The following is a 17067-nucleotide window of genomic DNA, read 5'->3' as shown; positions in this document are numbered from 1 at the left end:
CAGACCTCGTCGAACGCGTCCCGGAAGACGGGGTAGGTGTCGTAGAGCCGACGTCCCATGCCCGCTCGTTGGGCGCCTTGGCCGGTGAACAGGAAGGCGGTCTTGCCCGGGTGGGGCGTGCCGTGGACCACGGCCGGGGAAGGCTCGCCGCGAGTGAGGGCGTCCAGCGCGCGGTCGAAGGCCTCCCGCTCGTCCGCCACCACCACGGCCCGGTGGTGGAAGAGCGTCCGCGTGGTGGCGAGTGCGTCGGCGACTCGGCCCGGGTGCGGCGGCTCGGGGCTCAGCTCCAGGTGGCTACGTAATTGCTGGGCCTGGGCCCGGAGGGCCTGCTCGGTCTTGGCGGACAGGATCCAGGGGGCCGTGGTCGGCCGTGGTGTGGTGTCCGGGTCCGGGGCCGGTTCGAGCTGCGCGGGCGTGGGGGCCTGTTCGAGGATGAGGTGGGCGTTGGTGCCGCTGATGCCGAAGGCGGAGACGGCGGCGCGGCGCGGGTGGTCGCTCTCGGGCCAGGGGCGGGCCTCGGTGAGCAGCTGGACACTGCCGGTGGTCCAGTCGATGTGGGGGCTGGGCTCGTCGACGTGGAGGGTCTTGGGCAGGGTGGCGTGGCGCATGGCCTGGATCATCTTGATGACGCCACCGATACCGGCGGCCGCCTGCGCGTGGCCGATGTTGGACTTGAACGAGCCCAGCCACAGCGGCTCGTCGCGGTTCTGCCCGTAGGTGGCCAGCAGGGCCTTCGCCTCGATGGGGTCGCCCAGGGTGGTGCCGGTGCCGTGGCCTTCGACGGCGTCCACCTGGTCCGGGGTGAGCCGGGCGCTGGCCAGCGCGGCGGTGATGACGCGCTGCTGTGACGGACCGTTCGGCGCGGTCAGGCCGTTGGACGCGCCGTCCTGGTTGACCGCCGAGCCACGGATGACGGCCAGGACTCGGTGGCCCTTGGCCTGGGCGTCGGAGAGCTTTTCGAGCAGGACCATGCCCGCGCCCTCGGCCCAGATCGTGCCGTCCGCAGCGGCGGAGAACGACTTGCACCGGCCGTCGGGCGCCAGTCCGCGCTGGCGGCTGAACTCCAGGAACATCCCGGCGTTGGCCATGACGGTGGCGCCACCGGCCAGGGCCATGGAGCACTCATCGCTCCGCAGCGACTGGCAGGCCATGTGCAAGGCCACCAGGGAAGAGGAGCAGGCGGTGTCGACCGTGACCGCCGGGCCCTCGAAGCCGAACGTGTACGCCACCCGCCCGGACGCCACGCTCGCCGTCGTGCCCGTCAGCAGGAAGCCGTCGACGGGCTCGCTGCCCTGGTGGACGAGGGAGCCGTACTCCTGGGTGACGACTCCGGCGAAGACGCCGGTGGCGCTGCCGTTCAGGGTGTCGGGGCGCAGCCCCGCGTCCTCGAACGTCTCCCAGGCGGTCTCCAGCAGCAGCCGCTGCTGGGGGTCGAGCGCGAGGGCTTCGCGGGGGCTGATACCGAAGAACTCGGCGTCGAACTCGGCCGCGTCGTAGAGGAATCCACCCTCGCGGGCGTAGGTCTTGCCGCGCACCTCGGGGTCGGGGTCGTACAGGTCGTCGAGGTCCCAGCCACGGTTGTCCGGGAACGCTCCCACGGCGTCGCGGCCCTCGGCCACCAGCCGCCACAGCGCCTCCGGTGTGCTCGCGCCACCGGGGAAACGGCACCCCATGCCGATGACCGCGATCGGCTCGTCGTCGGAGGGCGCGGCCGTGGTGGTCGTCGTGGTCCCGGTGTCGACGGCGCGTGGGGTCTCCGCGGCGCCCGTCGCTTGGGCAGGGGCAGAGGCAGGGGCAGGGGCGTCCGGGAGGGGAGCGTCGCCGACCAGTTCGTCCTTGAGGTGGGTGATCAGGGCGGCGGGTGTGGGGTGGTCGAACAGCATGGTGGACGGCAGATGCAGCCCCAGCGCCTCGCCCAGGACGATGAGCAGTTCGATGCCCGCGAGCGAGTCGAAGCCCAGGTCCTTGAACGAGGTTCCGGGGTCGATGGCGGGCGGCGAGCTGTGGCCCAGGACGGTGGCGATGTGCATGCGGAGGACGTCCAGCAACAGGTCGCGCTGTTCGGCCTCGGGCAGCCCGGCGAGCCGCACGCGCAGCGAGGCGTCCTGGCCGGTGTCGCTGGTCCGGTCGGAGCGCGGAGCCGGGGCCTGAGCGGGGGCCAGGTCGGCGAGCAGCGGGGACAGCGGGCTCGACGCCCGCTGCGACGCGCGTACGCCGGTGACATCGAGCCCGGTGGGCACGAGCACCGTGCGCTCGGTGGCGAGGGCCACGTCGAAGAGCGCGAGGGCCCGCGCGGTGGGCATCGGCGCCAGCCCCTCGCGGCTCATACGGGCCAGGCCCCGCCGGTCCAGGGTGCCGCCCATGCCGCCGTCCTCCGCCCAGAGGCCCCAGGCGAGGGAGGTGGCGGGCAGGCCGTGTGCGCGGCGGTGGTGGGCGAGCGCGTCGAGGAAGGCGTTGGCGGCGGCGTAGTTGGCCTGTCCGGCCGTGCCCAGGGTGCCCGCCACGGAGGAGAAGAGCACGAACGCGGTCAGGTCGGCATCCCGGGTCGCCAGGTGGAGGTTCCACGCGCCGTCGGCCTTGGGGCGCAGCACCGTGTCCAGCCGGTCCGGCCCGAGTTCGGTGACCACGCCGTCGTCCAGCACGCCCGCGCAGTGCACCACCGCGCCGAGCGGGTGGTCATCGGGCAGGGTCGCCAGCAGCGCGGCCAGGGCCCCGCGGTCGCCGACGTCGCAGGCGGCGACGGTGACCTCGGCGCCGAGAGCGGTCAGCTCCTCGGTGAGGTGGCCCGCCGCTTCGGGGCCGCTCCGGCTGGTCAGCAGCAGCTTCCTGACTCCGTACCGGGTCACCAGGTGGCGCGCGAGGAGGGCGCCGAGGGCGCCGGTGCCACCGGTGATGAGCACCGTGCGCCGCGCGTCGAACGCGGTGGCGGGCGACGGGGGAGTGGGTGGCGCCGTGGCCAGGGGGGTGAGACGGGGGACGAGTAACTGACCTTCGCGTACGGCAAGTTGGGGTTCTCCGGCGGACAGGGCCGCCTCGACGGCTTCTTCGGAGGCCCGCGAGCCATCGACGTCGATGAGGGTGAACCGGTCCGGGTTCTCGGTCTGGGCCGAGCGGATCAGGCCCCACACCGAGGCTGCGGCCGGATCGGCGCCTCCGGGCCCGGTGTGGTCCGTGTCGGTGGACATCGCGCCCTCGGTGAGGAACACCAGGCGCGAGCCCGGCTCCCCATCGGCCAGGACCGTCTGGAGCAGGTCCAGGGCGTGGCGCGTCGCGACGTGTGCCGCCTCGGCCGGGTCGACATCTGCGACATCGTCGGCGCACCGGGCGACGACCGTCTCCGGCCGGGCCGCACCGGACCGCAGCGCCACCCCCAGGGCTTCGGCGTCCGGGTACGTCTCGGCCGCCGGGCCGAGCGCTGCCCGTGCCGCGCCGACCAGCCGGTCGTCCGCGTCCCCGACCACGGCCCATCCCGCCCCGTCCCCGGGGGACACGGCGGCATCCGGTGGCGTGGCCACCGCGCGCCAGGTGACCTCGTGGAGCGCGCCGTCGCGGTCGGGCCTGGCCGCGGCGAGCTGCTCGGGGCCGACCGGGCGCAGGACGAGGGAGTCGACGGTCAGGACCGGCGCACCGGCCGGGTCCATGACCCGCAGTGCGACCGCGTCGGCCGCGAGGGGCGCGAGCCGGACCCGCAGGGCGCGGGCGCCCGTCGTGTGGAGGGCCACGCCGTTCCAGGAGAACGGCACATTGAGCGTGCCGTCCTCGGAGTCGCCCCCGGCCAGGGCGAGCGGGTGCAGCGCGGAGTCGAGCAGCCCGGGGTGGACGCCGTAGGGGCCGGGGGCGGTGCCCGCGGGCAGGGCGACCTCGGCGTAGAGCACGCCGTCGCTGTCCCGCCAGGCGGCCGTGAGCCCCTGGAAGAGTGGGCCGTAGCCGAATCCGGCGTCGGCGAGCCGCCGGTAGAAGCCGTCGGTGCCGAGGGGTTCGGCGGAGGCCGGTGGCCAGGCCGCGTCGGCGGCAGCGGTGGTGTCCTCGGGACCGACGGCACCGAGCACACCGGTGGCGTGGCAGGTCCAGTCGGCGCCCGGCGGGGCGTCCTCGGGACGTGAGTGGACGGCGAAGGTACGCCGCCCCGCGTCATCCGCCGCCCGTACGAGCACCCGCAGCTGGAGGGCGCCGTGCTCGGGCAGCGCCAGGAAGACGTGGTGGGTCAGCTCCTCGACGCGGGCACACCCCACCCGCGACGCGGCGTGCAGCAGCATGTCCACGAACGCCACGCCCGGCATGACCGGGGTGCCGAACACGGCGTGGTCGGCCGCCCAGCCGGGGCTGGCGGTGTTCACGCGGCCGGTCAGGAGCAGTCCACCCGGGTCGGGGAGTTCGGCCGCGGTGGTCAGGATCGGATGGCCGGTGGCCGTCAGCCCCAGGCCATCGGCGCCCACGGTGGGCTTCGGCGTGTCCAGCCAGTAGCGCTCGCGCTGGAACGGGTACGTGGGCAGGTCGACGGCCGGGGGCCGGGCCTCGCCGAACAGCCGGGCCCAGTCGATGGCGACGCCATGGGTGTGCAGACGGCCGAGAGCGCCCATCAGCGCCTGCGGCTCGTCGCGATCGCGGTGGAGGGTGGGAACGAGGGCAGCGGTGTCGGGGTCGGTGAGGCAGTGGCGGACCATGGCGGTGAGGACACCGTCAGGCCCCAACTCCACGTAGTGGGTGACGCCTTCGGCCTCCAGCCGGGTCACCGCGTCGGCGAACCGGACCGTCCCGCGCACATGCCGTACCCAGTACTCAGGCTGCGCCACATCGCCATCCGCCATCACCGGGACGCTCGGCTCGGCGTATGTCACGCCCTGGGCGACCTGGCGGAAGTCCGCCAGCATCGGGTCCATCAGCGGCGAGTGGAACGCGTGGGACACCGTGAGGCGGTTCGTCCTGCGCTCACCGAGCTGTTCCACCATCGAGGTGACGGCGCCGGTGACGGCGTCCTCGGCGCCGGAAAGCACCACGGAGGCGGGCCCGTTGACGGCCGCGAGGTCCACCCGCTCCGTCAGGTAGGGGGCCACCTCGTCCTCGGTGGCCTCGACCGCCACCATCGCACCCCCGGGTGGCAGCGCCCCCATCAGCCGCCCCCGCGCCGTGATCAGCGCGGCGGCGTCCTCCAGCGAGAACACCCCGGCGACATGCGCGGCGGCCAGCTCACCGATCGAGTGACCGGCGACGAAGTCGGGCCGTACGCCCCAGGACTCCACGAGCCGGAACAGCGCCACCTCCACCGCGAAGATGGCGGGCTGGGTGAACTCCGTACGGTGGAGCGCCTTCTCGTCGCCCCACATCACCTCGCGCACCGCCGGGTCGAGCACGGCGCACACGTCGTCGAAGGCGCGCGCGAACACCGGGAACGCCTCGTACAGCCCCCGGCCCATCCCCAGCCGCTGACTTCCCTGCCCCGTGAACAGGAAGACGGTCCTGCCGGGGCGGGCGGTGCCGCGCACCAGGGCGGGCGACGGTTCACCGCGCGTGAGGGCGTCCAGCGCGCGGTCGAACGCCTCGCGGTCGGCCGCGATGACGGCGGCGCGCTGGGGGAGATGAGCGCGCGTGGTGGCCAGCGAGTGACCGATGGCGCGGGGTGTGAGGCCGGGACGCTCGGCCAGGTGGCCGCGCAGCCGTCGGGCCTGGTCCCGCAGGGCCTGCTCGGACTTGGCGGAGAGCACCCACGGGATCAGGGTCCCCTCGGGAGCGTCCTGGCCCTGCCGGTCCTCGGCGTCCTCGGACGCGGGGGCTTGTTCGACGATGAGGTGGGCGTTGGTGCCGCTGATGCCGAAGGAGGAGACGGCGGCACGGCGCGGGTGGCCGTTCTCGGGCCAGGGCCGGGCCTCGGCGAGGAGCCGGATGTTGCCGGTGGTCCAGTCGATGTGCGGGCTGGGCTCGTCGACGTGGAGGGTTCTGGGCAGGGTGCCGTGGCGCATGGCCTCGATCATCTTGATGACGCCACCGACACCGGCCGCCGCCTGCGCGTGGCCGATGTTGGACTTCAACGAGCCCAGCCACAGCGGCTCCGCGCGCCCCTGACCGTAGGTGGCGAGCAGCGCCTGCGCCTCGATGGGGTCGCCCAGGGTGGTGCCGGTGCCGTGGCCCTCCACGGCGTCCACCTGGTCGGGCGTGAGCCCGGCACCTGCCAGCGCGGCGGTGATGACGCGCTGCTGTGACGGACCGTTCGGCGCGGTCAGGCCGTTGGACGCGCCGTCCTGGTTGACCGCCGAACCACGGATCACGGCCAGGACAGAGTGGCCGTTGGCCCGCGCGTCCGAGAGCCGTTCGAGCAGGACCATGCCCGCGCCCTCGGCCCAGATCGTGCCGTCCGCGCCGGCCGCGAACGACTTGCACCGGCCGTCCGCAGCCAGCCCCCGCTGCTGCCCGAACTCCACGAACATGCCGGCGGTCGCCATGACCGTGACGCCGCCCGCCACCGCCAGCGCGCAGTCCCCGACCCGCAGCGCCTGCACCGCCTGGTGCATCGCGACCAGCGACGACGAGCAGGCCGTGTCGATCGTCACCGCCGGACCTTCGAGCCCGAAGGTGTAGGCGAGCCGCCCCGAGGCGACACTCGCGGTGGTGCCGGTGAGCAGATAGCCCCCCAGCCCGTCGTCGCCCTCGTGCAGCCGAGGGCCGTACTCCTGCGACATCGCGCCCACGAACACCCCGGTGCTGCTGCCCCGCAGCGTGCCCGGATCGATCCCGGCGCGCTCGAACGCCTCCCAGGTGACCTGCAGCAGCACCCGCTGCTGCGGGTCCATCGCGGTGGCCTCGCGCGGGCTGATGCCGAAGAACTCCGCGTCGAACCCGGCCGCGTCGTCCAGGAACCCGCCGTGCCGGGTGTAGGTCTTGCCCCGCACACCGGGCTCGGGGTCGTACAGGGCGTCCAGGTCCCAGCCCCGGTCGGTGGGGAACCCGGAAATGGCGTCCACGCCGCCGTCGACCAGCTGCCACAGCTCCTCGGGCGAACCGGCACCACCGGGGTAGCGGCAGGCCATGCCGACGACCACGATCGGGTCGTCGGCGTCCACCGCCGATGCCACCGCACGCGCTGCGGACGCGACGGGCAACGCATCCTCGCCCAGGGCCAGTTCGCGCAGCTTCTCCGCCAGCCGGGCCGGGCTCGGATGGTCGAAGACGATGGTTTCCGGCAGCGCCAGCGCGGTGGCGTCCATGAGGTTCTGCCGCAGCTGGACCGCCATTGTGGAGTCCATGCCCAGCTCACGGAACGCCCGGTCGACGTCCATCGTGTCCATGCTCAGATGGCCGAGCACGATGGCCGTACGCAGCCGCACCAGCTCCAGCGCCGTACGGTGCCGCTCGTCCTCCGTCAGCCGGGCAAGCCGCTCCGCCCACGTCGCCTCCGCCGCGGACTTTTCCGCCCGGCTCTCCTGCTGCGGGGTGGCGGCCCGTGCGACCGGCTCGAAGTCGGTGGACACCTGCGGCCAGTAGCGCTCGCGCTGGAACGCGTACGTGGGCAGCGCCACGCGACGCGGCGTCCGCCCCGCGAAGACGGCGGACCAGTCCACGGGCAGGCCGCGCACATGCAGCTCCGCCAGCGAGGTCAGCAGCGGTGGCCACGGCGCCTCGTTGCGCCGCAGCGACCCCACCACCAGCGCCTCCGGCAGCGTCTCGCGCAGTCCGAGTGTGAGGACGGGATGCGGGCTCGACTCGACGAACGTGCCGAACCCGGCCTCCGCCATGCTCCGGAGCGTCGCCTCGAAGAGGACGGGCTGACGGAGGTTGGTGTACCAGTACGCGGCGTCCAGCCCGGCCGTGTCGATGGCGTCTCCGGTGACCGTGGAGTAGAACGCGATGTCACACGAACGCGGCGTCACCCCCGCCAGCTGCTCCAGCAACCGCTCCCGGATGGCCTCCATATGCGGCGAGTGCGAGGCGAAGTCCACGGCCGGTACGGCCTTCGCCCGGATCCCGTCCTCCTCGCAACGGGCCAGTAACGCGGCCACCACCCCGGGCGCGCCGGCCACCACCGTGGTGCCGGGCCCGTTGACCGCGGCGACGCTCAGCCCGTCGCCGAAGGGGGCGATGTACGCGGCGACCTGGTCGGCCGGGAGCGGCACCGACGCCATCGCCCCGGTGCCCGCCAACGTCATGATGGTCCGGCTGCGCAGCGCCACCACCCTGGCGGCGTCCTCCAGGCTGAGCGCCCCCGCGATGTGCGCGGCGGCCACCTCGCCCTGCGAATGCCCGACCACCGCGTCCGGGCGCACCCCCAGCGACTCCCACACCCGGGCGAGCGACACCATCACCGCGAACAGCACGGGCTGGACGACATCCGCGCGCTCCAGGGACGGCGCGCCGGGCGCACCGGTGAGCGTGTCCAGCAGCGACCAGTCGGTGTGCGGGGCCAGCGCCGCGTGGCACGCCTCGACCGAGGCGCGGAAGACCGGCGACGTACGCAGCAGCTCGCGCGCCATGCCCTCCCACTGCGAGCCCTGCCCCGGGAACACCAGCGCCACCTTGCCGTGGTCGCCCGTGACACCCGTGATCAGGCCCGGCACTTCGTCCCCGGTCCGCAACGCCGCCAGCTGCGCGTCGTGGTCGAGCCCGAGCGCCACGGCGCGGTGCTCGAAGTGGGTGCGGGTGCGGGCGAGCGACCAGCCGATGTCGTACGCGTCGGATCCGGTATCGGCCGTCCGCCGCTCGCGCAGCCGCCCTGCCTGGGCGCGCAGGGCCGCCTCCGTACGCCCGGACACCAGCCACGGCGCCAGCGGTACCGCCGACCCGTCGCCGTGCGACACCTCGGCGCTCTTCGGCGCGGCGGGCCGCTCGGCGACCACGACGTGGCAGTTGGTCCCGCCCACGCCGAACGAACTCACCCCGGCCAGCAGCGGCGCGTCCGGCCACGGCCCGCGCTCGCTCTGGACCCGCAGGTTCAGCGCCTCGGGGTCGATGCGGGGGTGCGGAGTCTCGTAGTTGAGGCTCGCCGGGATCTCCCGGTGCCGGATGCTCAGCGCCGTCTTGATCAGCCCGACGATCCCCGCCGCGCCCTCCAGATGCCCGACGTTGGTCTTGGCCGAGCCGACGAGCACGGGCGAGCCCGCGGGCCGTGCGCTGCCGTACGCGGCGCCCACGCCCGCCGCCTCCAGCGGGTCGCCCGTCGGCGTGCCCGTTCCGTGCAGCTCCACGTAGCGCACCCGCGCCGGGTCCACCCCCGCGTCCTCGCACGCCTGCCGCGCCACCGCCGCCTGCGCCTCGGCGCTGGGCACGGTGAGCCCGTCGGTGGCGCCGTCGTTGTTGACCGCGCTGCCGACGATGACCCCGTACACCGTGTCCCCGTCGCGCACCGCGTCCACCAGCGGTTTCAGTACGACGACCCCGCCGCCCTCACCGCGTACGTAACCGTTGGCCCGCGCGTCGAAGGTGAAGCAGCGCCCGTCCGGCGACAGCCCGCCGAACCGCCCGGCGACCTCGGCGCTCTCGGGCGCGAAGTTGAGCGCCACACCGCCCGCCAGCGCCAGCGTGCACTCGCCCTTGCGCAGGCTCTCCACCGCCAGGTGGACCGCCACCAGCGACGACGACTGTGCGGTGTCCACCGCCAGGCTCGGGCCGCGCAGACCCAGCGCGTACGACACCCGGTTGGCGATGACACCACGGTTCAGCCCCGGCAGCGAGTGCTGGGTGATCGCGCCGCCGCGCCGCGCCACCGCCGCGTAGTCGGCGGCGATCGCCCCGACCATCACACCCGTCGCGGTGGAACGCAGCGTCTCCGGGACGATGCCCGCGTCCTCCAGGGCCTCCCAGGCCAGTTCGGCGAACAGCCGCTGCTGCGGGTCGATCGCCACCGCCTCGCGTGGCGAGATGCCGAAGAACGCCGCGTCGAACGCGTCCACCCGGTCCAGGAATCCGCCGTGGCGCAGCCCGGCCCGATGCCGTTCCCCCTCGTCCGGCAGGACCGCGTCCGGGTCCCAGCGGTCCGGCGGCACCTCGGTGATGGCACTGCGGCCCGCGCGCAGCAACTCCCAGAAGGCACCGGGGTCGGGCGCCTGGGGGAGGCGGCACGACACGCCGGTGATTGCGATGGCATCAGTACCGTGAACAAGATCACTCGTCATGGTGGCGAGTGCCTCCCTCATCGCGCGCTGTCGAAAACGCCGGGCTGGCGTTCGTCCTGAGGGACGATCCTCGGCGCCGCCACTCGCCCCTAGCTACCCGTAGAGCCCCCTAGGAGAGCCCCGTCGGAGCCCACTCAGGCAGCGGCGGCGGGCCGGAACGCACGGCCGCCCGCCCCGTCGGGCGACGGGACGGGCGGACGCGCGCTCCGGCCGGAGGCGCGGCGGAAGAGGTCAGGCGGACTCGTAGCTGACGGTGTGGGCCCCCTGCAACAACTGTTCGCGGTTTCTGATGCCCATCTTGCGGTACACACGGGTCAGATGCTGTTCCACGGTGCTGACGGTGATGAACAGCTTGTCGGCGATCTCGCGGTTCGCGTACCCCTGGGCGGCCAGCATGGCGACGCGCCGCTCCGACTCGCTGAGCCCGCCGAAGCTGTCCTGGTCGGCACGGTCCTCACCACGGGGCTCCGCGCTCCCGCGGGTGCCGATGCTCCGTGGCGTGGACGTGGGAAGCAGCGCCTGGCACAGGGGCTCCGCCTGGCAGCTCTTGGCGAGCCGCCACGCCCGCCGCGCGGTCGGCCGCGCCCGCTTGTCCCCCAGCTGCTGGTACGCGCGGCTCAGATCGGCCAGCACGGCGGCCGCCTCGTACCGTGCGCCACTCATCTCCAGCAGGCGGAACGCGTCCCGCAGGACGGCGGGTTGCTGTGCGGTGGGCTGGACCAGGGCCAGACCGTGCAGGGCCATCCCGCGTGACCGGCTGAGCCCGGTGTCCGGCCTCGCGAGCTGCTTCTCGACGAGCCGGGCCGCCCGCTCCCGGTCGCCCAGCCGCAGCCACGCCTCCGCCTCGCCCAGCCGCCACGGCGCCACGGTGGGCGTGTCGACGTTCCAGCGGCGCATCAGGCTGCCGCACCCCTGGAAGTCGGACAGCGCCAGATACGTGTTGCCGGTGGCGAGATGGTGGCGGCCGCGCGCGTACAGATAGTGCAGCCCGGCGCGGGTGAGGAACAGCTCGGGCGGCGGCTCCGGCGCCAGATACCCGGCCGCCGCCTGGTGATCGCCCATCGCCGTGTGCGCCTCGATCAGTATGGCCAGCGCCAGCGCGCTGCTGACGTTCCACCTCGGCCCGGACAGCCGGGCGTACGCCGTCTCCGCCTGGCGCACGGCGTCCGCCAGCCGTCCGCGCCGCAGCGAGACGAGAGCGCCGACGCAGGCGATCTGCGCCCGCCACGCCGGGGCGTCATGGCGCCCCGCGTCGCCCGCCAGATGATCGTGCCATCGGGCCGCGGCGTCCAGCTGGTCCGCGTAGCACAGCGCGAGAAGCGCCTTCGGCAGGCTGCTGAGCTGCGAGGTCACCGCGTTCGGGCTGGCCTGGAAAACCTGCTGTGCCAGGGCGATGGCGTACTCGTCGGCCCCCCGCTCCAGGACCAGCGCGAGAGCGTGCCGGGCGCGCAGCTCGGAGTGGGACATGGCCGGGGCCGCGGTGGCGGGGAGCGGACGGCTCAGCCGGTCGAGCACACCCGGCACCTCCGAGGCCATGAGCATCCGGGTGCCGTGCAGCGCGGTCGCCATCTCCTCGTCGCCGTCGTTGAGATGCTCCACGGTCATCAGGGCGTCGTCGAAGCTGAGGTGGAACAGCATGCCCTCGGCGGCCCACAGCGCGTCGTCGCCCGTCAGTTTTCCTTCCAGGATGGGCGCCTTGAGTGCGAGGAAGTGCGGCGCCGAGTCGGCGGGGCGCAACTGCCACTGGCCGCACGCGTACTGCGACTTCACCGAAAGGCGCTGCGCCTCGTCCGAGCAGCATTCGCGGGCCAGCTCCAGACACCGGATGCCCCGCTGGACATCACCGTCGTCCAGGGCCTGGCAGGCGGCCTCCCGCAATACACCCAGCACCCAGTCCTCGTGCAGCGGACCGGCGCCGAGCAGCTGCACGGCGACCGCCTGGGGCGGCGCCCCGCTATCGTACAGCAGGCGGGCGGCGCGATACCGCAGCGCCGTCGCCTCGTCGTGCGGCATCTCGCCGAGGACCGCCTGCCGTACGCCCCCGTGCCGCAGCCGCGCACCGCTCAGCACACCGATGCCGGTGAGCAACCGGAGGTAGCGTTTGAGCAGTTCGGTGTCGATGCCGCTCAACCGGCTCAGCAGCAGGGGCGTGGCCGCCTCGTCCAACATCGCGACACACCGGGCGAGCAGCACCGCGCGCGGGCCGATCCGGTGCAGGTACGCGAGGACCGCCTGATGGAAGACGGGCCCGATCGATATCCCTCCCTCGGGGAGCGGCGCGGGCCCCTCGCCCTCCGACGGACCCCCGCCGCCCGCCGATTCGGGCGTGGCGCGCAGCCGGTGTTCCTCGATGAGCGCCTGCGCGAGCAGCGGATTGCCGCCGCTCAGGGTGTGGATCTCGGTGATGAGCCGGTCCGAGGGCAGGGACGGTGCCAGCTCCCTGACGCCCGCCCGCGACAGCGGCCCCAGATGGAAACGGCGCACGCTCGTCCGGTACAGCAGGTCGTGCAGGATACGCGGCGGCTGCTCCTCGACGGTGACACCGCGCGTGAACACCAGTGCGAGGCGGAGCCGGGTCAGGCGCTGCGCCACGTAGCGCAGGCAGGAGAGGCTGGACGTGTCGGTGTGCTGGATGTCGTCCACCGTGATCAGCAGCGGACGCTGGGCCGCCAGTCCGGCGATGATCTGGTACGTGCGTTGCGCGGCGGCCAGCGCGTCGTCCCCGGCCACCGGCGGGACGGAACGCGCGTCGATCGCGTGGAAGAGCTGGGCGAGGGCGCTGTACGGGACCTCGCGCTCGTGGGGTGAACTCACCACACCGAGCACCGTGCCGCCCGCCGCGGTGGCCCGTTCCGCCAGCGCGTTGAGCACCGTGGTCTTGCCCATCGCCGTCGAACCGCTGACCGCGGCGATGGCCCCCCGGCCCCGCGCGGACTGTGTCAGGAGATCATCGAGCTGTTCCAGTAATTTTCTTCGTTCCACCAACACTGCTGAGCTTCCCCCTGTCGGCGTCATTGATCACGAAGCCGGTTCCGTTTCCCAGCAAGCCCGGAAACGGAACGGACTCGTCAATGCTGGAAGTTCGTGACCTGCATTCGGTCACTATCCGGGCGGTAGGATATTCGGCGCGACGCCGCTGAACACCCCTTGGCCGTATTCCTAGGGAAAACTTAGTCCTGGAACCCCGCAGTTTCTGGGGGAAACGCCCGGTCAGCTCCTTGTGGAGCGATGTTTTCCCCGCGCGTGTCGCGCGCGGATCTTGGAAATGCCAAAGCAGTACAGAAACAGGGTATTTTGTTGTAGACACCTGTCACGCATGGAGACCAGAAGCCATAGTCCCGGACATGGCGAAGGCCGCGGCGGGTTCCGCCGCGGCCTTGGGCGATGGCTCAGCCGTCAGTCCTGGTACACCTTGTTCCGGCCGGCGCCGCCGGAGAGCGTGTCCGTGCCCTTGCCGCCGTACAGCGTGTCGTCGCCGGTGTTGCCGTACATCGTGTCGTTGCCGTCTTCGCCGTACAGCGTGTCGTTGCCCTTGCCGCCGTATACGAAGTCGTTGTCGGCCCCGGCGCGCAGGATGTCGTTCCCGTCGTCGCCGTACAGGTTGTCGGCCTCGCCGGTTCCGGTGAGGGTGTCGTTCCCGGCCTCGCCGCGGCAGGCGTACGAGCAGGCGCCGGTGATCGTGTCGTCGCCCTCGCCGCCGAAGACGCCCAGGCCGTTGCCGCCGTCGACGCGGTCGTCGCCGCCCTCGCCCAGGAACGAGTTCTGCCCGGTGCCCTTGAGGACATCGTCGCCCGCGCCGCCGCGGATCGCGGCGATCGTACCGGCCTTGCCGTCGACCGTCGCGGTGTCGTTCCTGTCGCCCAGGAACAGCTCGAAGGTGGTCGAGTCGTCGGAGCCCAGGGGCTCGGGTGTGACGCACCGCACGACGGTGTGATCGGCCGCCGAGGGGTACGTGCAGGCGTCCCACTGCGCCGCCGACGGGTCGATGCCCATACCGGCCTGGTCGCGGAAGGTGATGAGGAAGTCGGTCCCGAACTCGGACGGGTCGGCGTCGATGTTCTCCGTGGAGACCGTCACCTTGTTCGTCTGTCCGGCGGCGGCCAGGTACGAGAGCACGCCGTCCTCATGGGTGAGGGTGGTCTGGGCCGCCGTGGCGGCGGTGTCCGCGGTGTCCGCGTGGGCGGCGGGCGCCCCGAGCACGGCGCCGCTTAAGGCGACGGCGAGCGCGGCGGTGGCGGTGGCGGTGGCGGTGGCGGTGAGGATTCTGCGCTGAGCCATGCGGAAGTGATCCTTCGGATAAGTGGCGGTTGATCACCCGCGTAGACAGGGCGCCAGGGGAGCGGGTTGCCCCGGACACACCACTTCAGTTGCCTGGGGCGAACATGTCACCGAGGGGCTTCCCGGAGTTCTCCTGAAGGGCCCCGGAAGGCAACCCCGGGGCGGCTGGCCGGAACGATCAGAGGCCGGTCAGAGATGGAGAAGCGCGGCCGCCCCTCCACGGCTAACGTGACTCCAGCGCATCATGAGGCGGCCCGCGCCACGGAGGAGACACGATGAGCACGATCATGAGGACGGACTTGCCGTCGACTGCCCCGCACATCGCCGACAGCCACGATCTGATCCGTGTGCACGGCGCGCGCGAGAACAACCTCAAGGACGTCAGCATCGAGATCCCCAAGCGCCGGCTGACGGTGTTCACCGGCGTCTCCGGCTCGGGCAAGAGCTCGCTGGTGTTCGACACGATCGCCGCCGAGTCCCAGCGGATGATCAACGAGACGTACAGCACCTTCGTGCAGGGCTTCATGCCGACGCTCGCACGGCCCGAGGTCGACGTGCTCGACGGGCTGACCACCGCGATCATCGTCGACCAGCAGCGGCTGGGCGCCGACCCGCGCTCCACGGTCGGCACCGCCACCGACGCCAACGCGATGCTGCGCATCCTCTTCAGCCGCCTCGGCCAGCCGCACATCGGTCCGCCCGGCGCGTTCGCCTTCAACGTCCCCTCGGTCCGGGCGAGCGGCGCGATCACCGTGGAGCGCGGCAACAACAAGGCGGTGAAGGCGACCTTCAGCCGCACCGGCGGCATGTGCCCGCGTTGCGAGGGCCGGGGCACGGTCTCCGACATCGACCTCACCCAGCTCTACGACGACTCCAAGTCCATCGCCGAGGGCGCGTTCACCATCCCCGGCTGGAAGTCGGACAACGTGTGGACCGTGGGGCTCTACGCCCAGTCGGGCTTCCTCGACCCGGACAAGCCGATCCGCGACTACACCGAGAAGGAGATGCGGGCCTTCCTCCACGGCGAGCCGACCAAGGTGAAGGTCAACGGCGTCAACCTCACCTACGAGGGGCTGATCCCCAAGATCCAGAAGTCGTTCCTCTCCAAGGACCGGGAGGCGATGCAGCCGCACATCCGGGCGTTCGTGGACCGGGCGGTCACCTTCACCGCGTGCCCCGACTGCGACGGCACCCGGCTGAGCGAAGGGGCCCGGTCGTCGCGGATCGGCGGAATCAACATCGCCGACGCGTGCGCGATGCAGATCAGCGACCTGGCCGCCTGGGTGGGCGGCCTGGCCGAGCCATCGGTGGCGCCACTGCTCACCGCGCTGCGGCACACCCTCGAATCGTTCGGCGAGATCGGCCTCGGCTATCTCTCGCTCGACCGGCCGTCGGGCACGCTGTCGGGCGGCGAGGCGCAGCGCGTCAAGATGATCCGCCACCTCGGCTCCTCGCTCACCGATGTCACCTACGTCTTCGACGAGCCCACCATCGGGCTGCACCCCCATGACATCCAGCGGATGAACAACCTGCTGCTGCGGCTGCGGGACAAGGGCAACACGGTGCTCGTCGTGGAGCACAAGCCGGAGACGATCGCCATCGCCGACCATGTCGTGGACCTCGGACCCGGCGCGGGTACGGCGGGCGGCAGCGTCTGCTTCGAGGGCACCGTCGAGGGGCTGCGGACCGGTGGCACCATCACCGGCCGCCACTTCGACGACCGGGCCGCTCTCAAGGAGACGGTACGGAAACCCACCGGCACCCTGCCGATCCGGGGCGCGAACGCACACAACCTGCGGGACGTCGACGTCGACATCCCGCTCGGGGTGCTGGTCGCCGTCACCGGGGTGGCGGGTTCCGGCAAGAGTTCGCTCCTGCACGGCTCACTGGTGGCCGGTCCGAAGGCCGCCGACGAGGGAGTGGTGGCGATCGACCAGAGCACCATCCGTGGCTCGCGGCGCAGCAACCCGGCGACGTACACCGGTCTGCTCGAACCGATCCGCAAGGCGTTCGCCAAGGCCAACGGCGTGAAGCCCGCGCTGTTCAGCGCCAACTCCGAGGGCGCCTGCCCGCACTGCAACGGCGCCGGTGTCATCTTCACCGACCTGGCGATGATGGCCGGTGTCTCCACCACCTGCGAGGAGTGCGAGGGGAAACGGTTCCAGGCGTCGGTCCTGGACCACCACCTCGGCGGCCGCGACATCAGCGAGGTGCTCGCCATGTCGGTGGCCGAGGCCGAAGAGTTCTTCGGCGCGGGAGAGGCCCGTACGCCCGCCGCGCACCGCATCCTCGGCCGCCTCGCCGACGTCGGGCTCGGCTACCTCAGCCTGGGCCAGCCGCTCACCACGCTGTCCGGCGGTGAGCGGCAGCGGCTCAAGCTGGCCACGCACATGGCCGACAAGGGCGGTGTCTACGTCCTCGACGAGCCGACCACCGGTCTGCACCTCGCCGATGTCGAGCACCTGCTCGGCCTGCTCGACGGGCTGGTGGACTCCGGCAAGTCGGTCATCGTCATCGAGCACCACCAGGCGGTGATGGCGCACGCCGACTGGATCATCGACCTCGGCCCCGGCGCGGGACACGACGGCGGCCGGATCGTCTTCGAGGGCACCCCCGCCGACCTCGTCGCCGCCCGCTCCACCCTCACCGGCGAACACCTGGCGGCCTACGTCGGCGGCTGACCGGGACA

4 protein-coding genes are annotated in these 17067 nt (G+C 72.6%); 1 reads left to right on the top strand and 3 read right to left on the bottom strand.

From position 1 onward, the window contains the following. The 3 genes from ACZ6CL_RS39430 to ACZ6CL_RS39420 form a co-directional block, all read right to left on the bottom strand. Positions 1-10121, bottom strand: a 10121-nt coding sequence (locus ACZ6CL_RS39430; RefSeq protein WP_468945531.1) for a type I polyketide synthase, incomplete at its 3' end; no start/stop codon positions are given. A gap of 210 nt (positions 10122-10331) precedes the next feature. Further along, positions 10332-13115: an AAA family ATPase gene (locus ACZ6CL_RS39425; protein WP_468945529.1), complete on the bottom strand. Its 2784-nt coding sequence runs from the start codon at positions 13113-13115 to the stop codon at positions 10332-10334. A 381-nt stretch (positions 13116-13496) separates the two neighbouring features. Beyond that, complete coding sequence (locus ACZ6CL_RS39420) at positions 13497-14378, bottom strand: calcium-binding protein (protein ID WP_468945526.1); 882 nt, start codon at positions 14376-14378, stop codon at positions 13497-13499. A 275-nt stretch (positions 14379-14653) separates the two neighbouring features. Between ACZ6CL_RS39420 and ACZ6CL_RS39415 the strand changes: the two genes are divergently transcribed. Beyond that, positions 14654-17059 (top strand): ATP-binding cassette domain-containing protein, encoded by a 2406-nt coding sequence (locus ACZ6CL_RS39415; protein WP_468945523.1) that lies wholly within the window; start codon positions 14654-14656, stop codon positions 17057-17059. The last annotated feature ends 8 nt before the right edge of the window (positions 17060-17067 follow it).

Source organism: Streptomyces sp. NPDC041200, from assembly GCF_055591805.1.
This window is presented reverse-complemented; position numbering and strand designations above follow the sequence as displayed.

Bases quoted from the DNA above. Each gene is read 5' to 3' on its own strand.
- ACZ6CL_RS39425 (WP_468945529.1), bottom strand. From the start codon at position 13,115: ATGACGCCGACAGGGGGAAGCTCAGCAGTGTTGGTGGAACGAAGAAAA.
- ACZ6CL_RS39415 (WP_468945523.1), top strand. From the start codon at position 14,654: ATGAGCACGATCATGAGGACGGACTTGCCGTCGACTGCCCCGCACATC.
- ACZ6CL_RS39420 (WP_468945526.1), bottom strand. From the start codon at position 14,378: ATGGCTCAGCGCAGAATCCTCACCGCCACCGCCACCGCCACCGCCACC.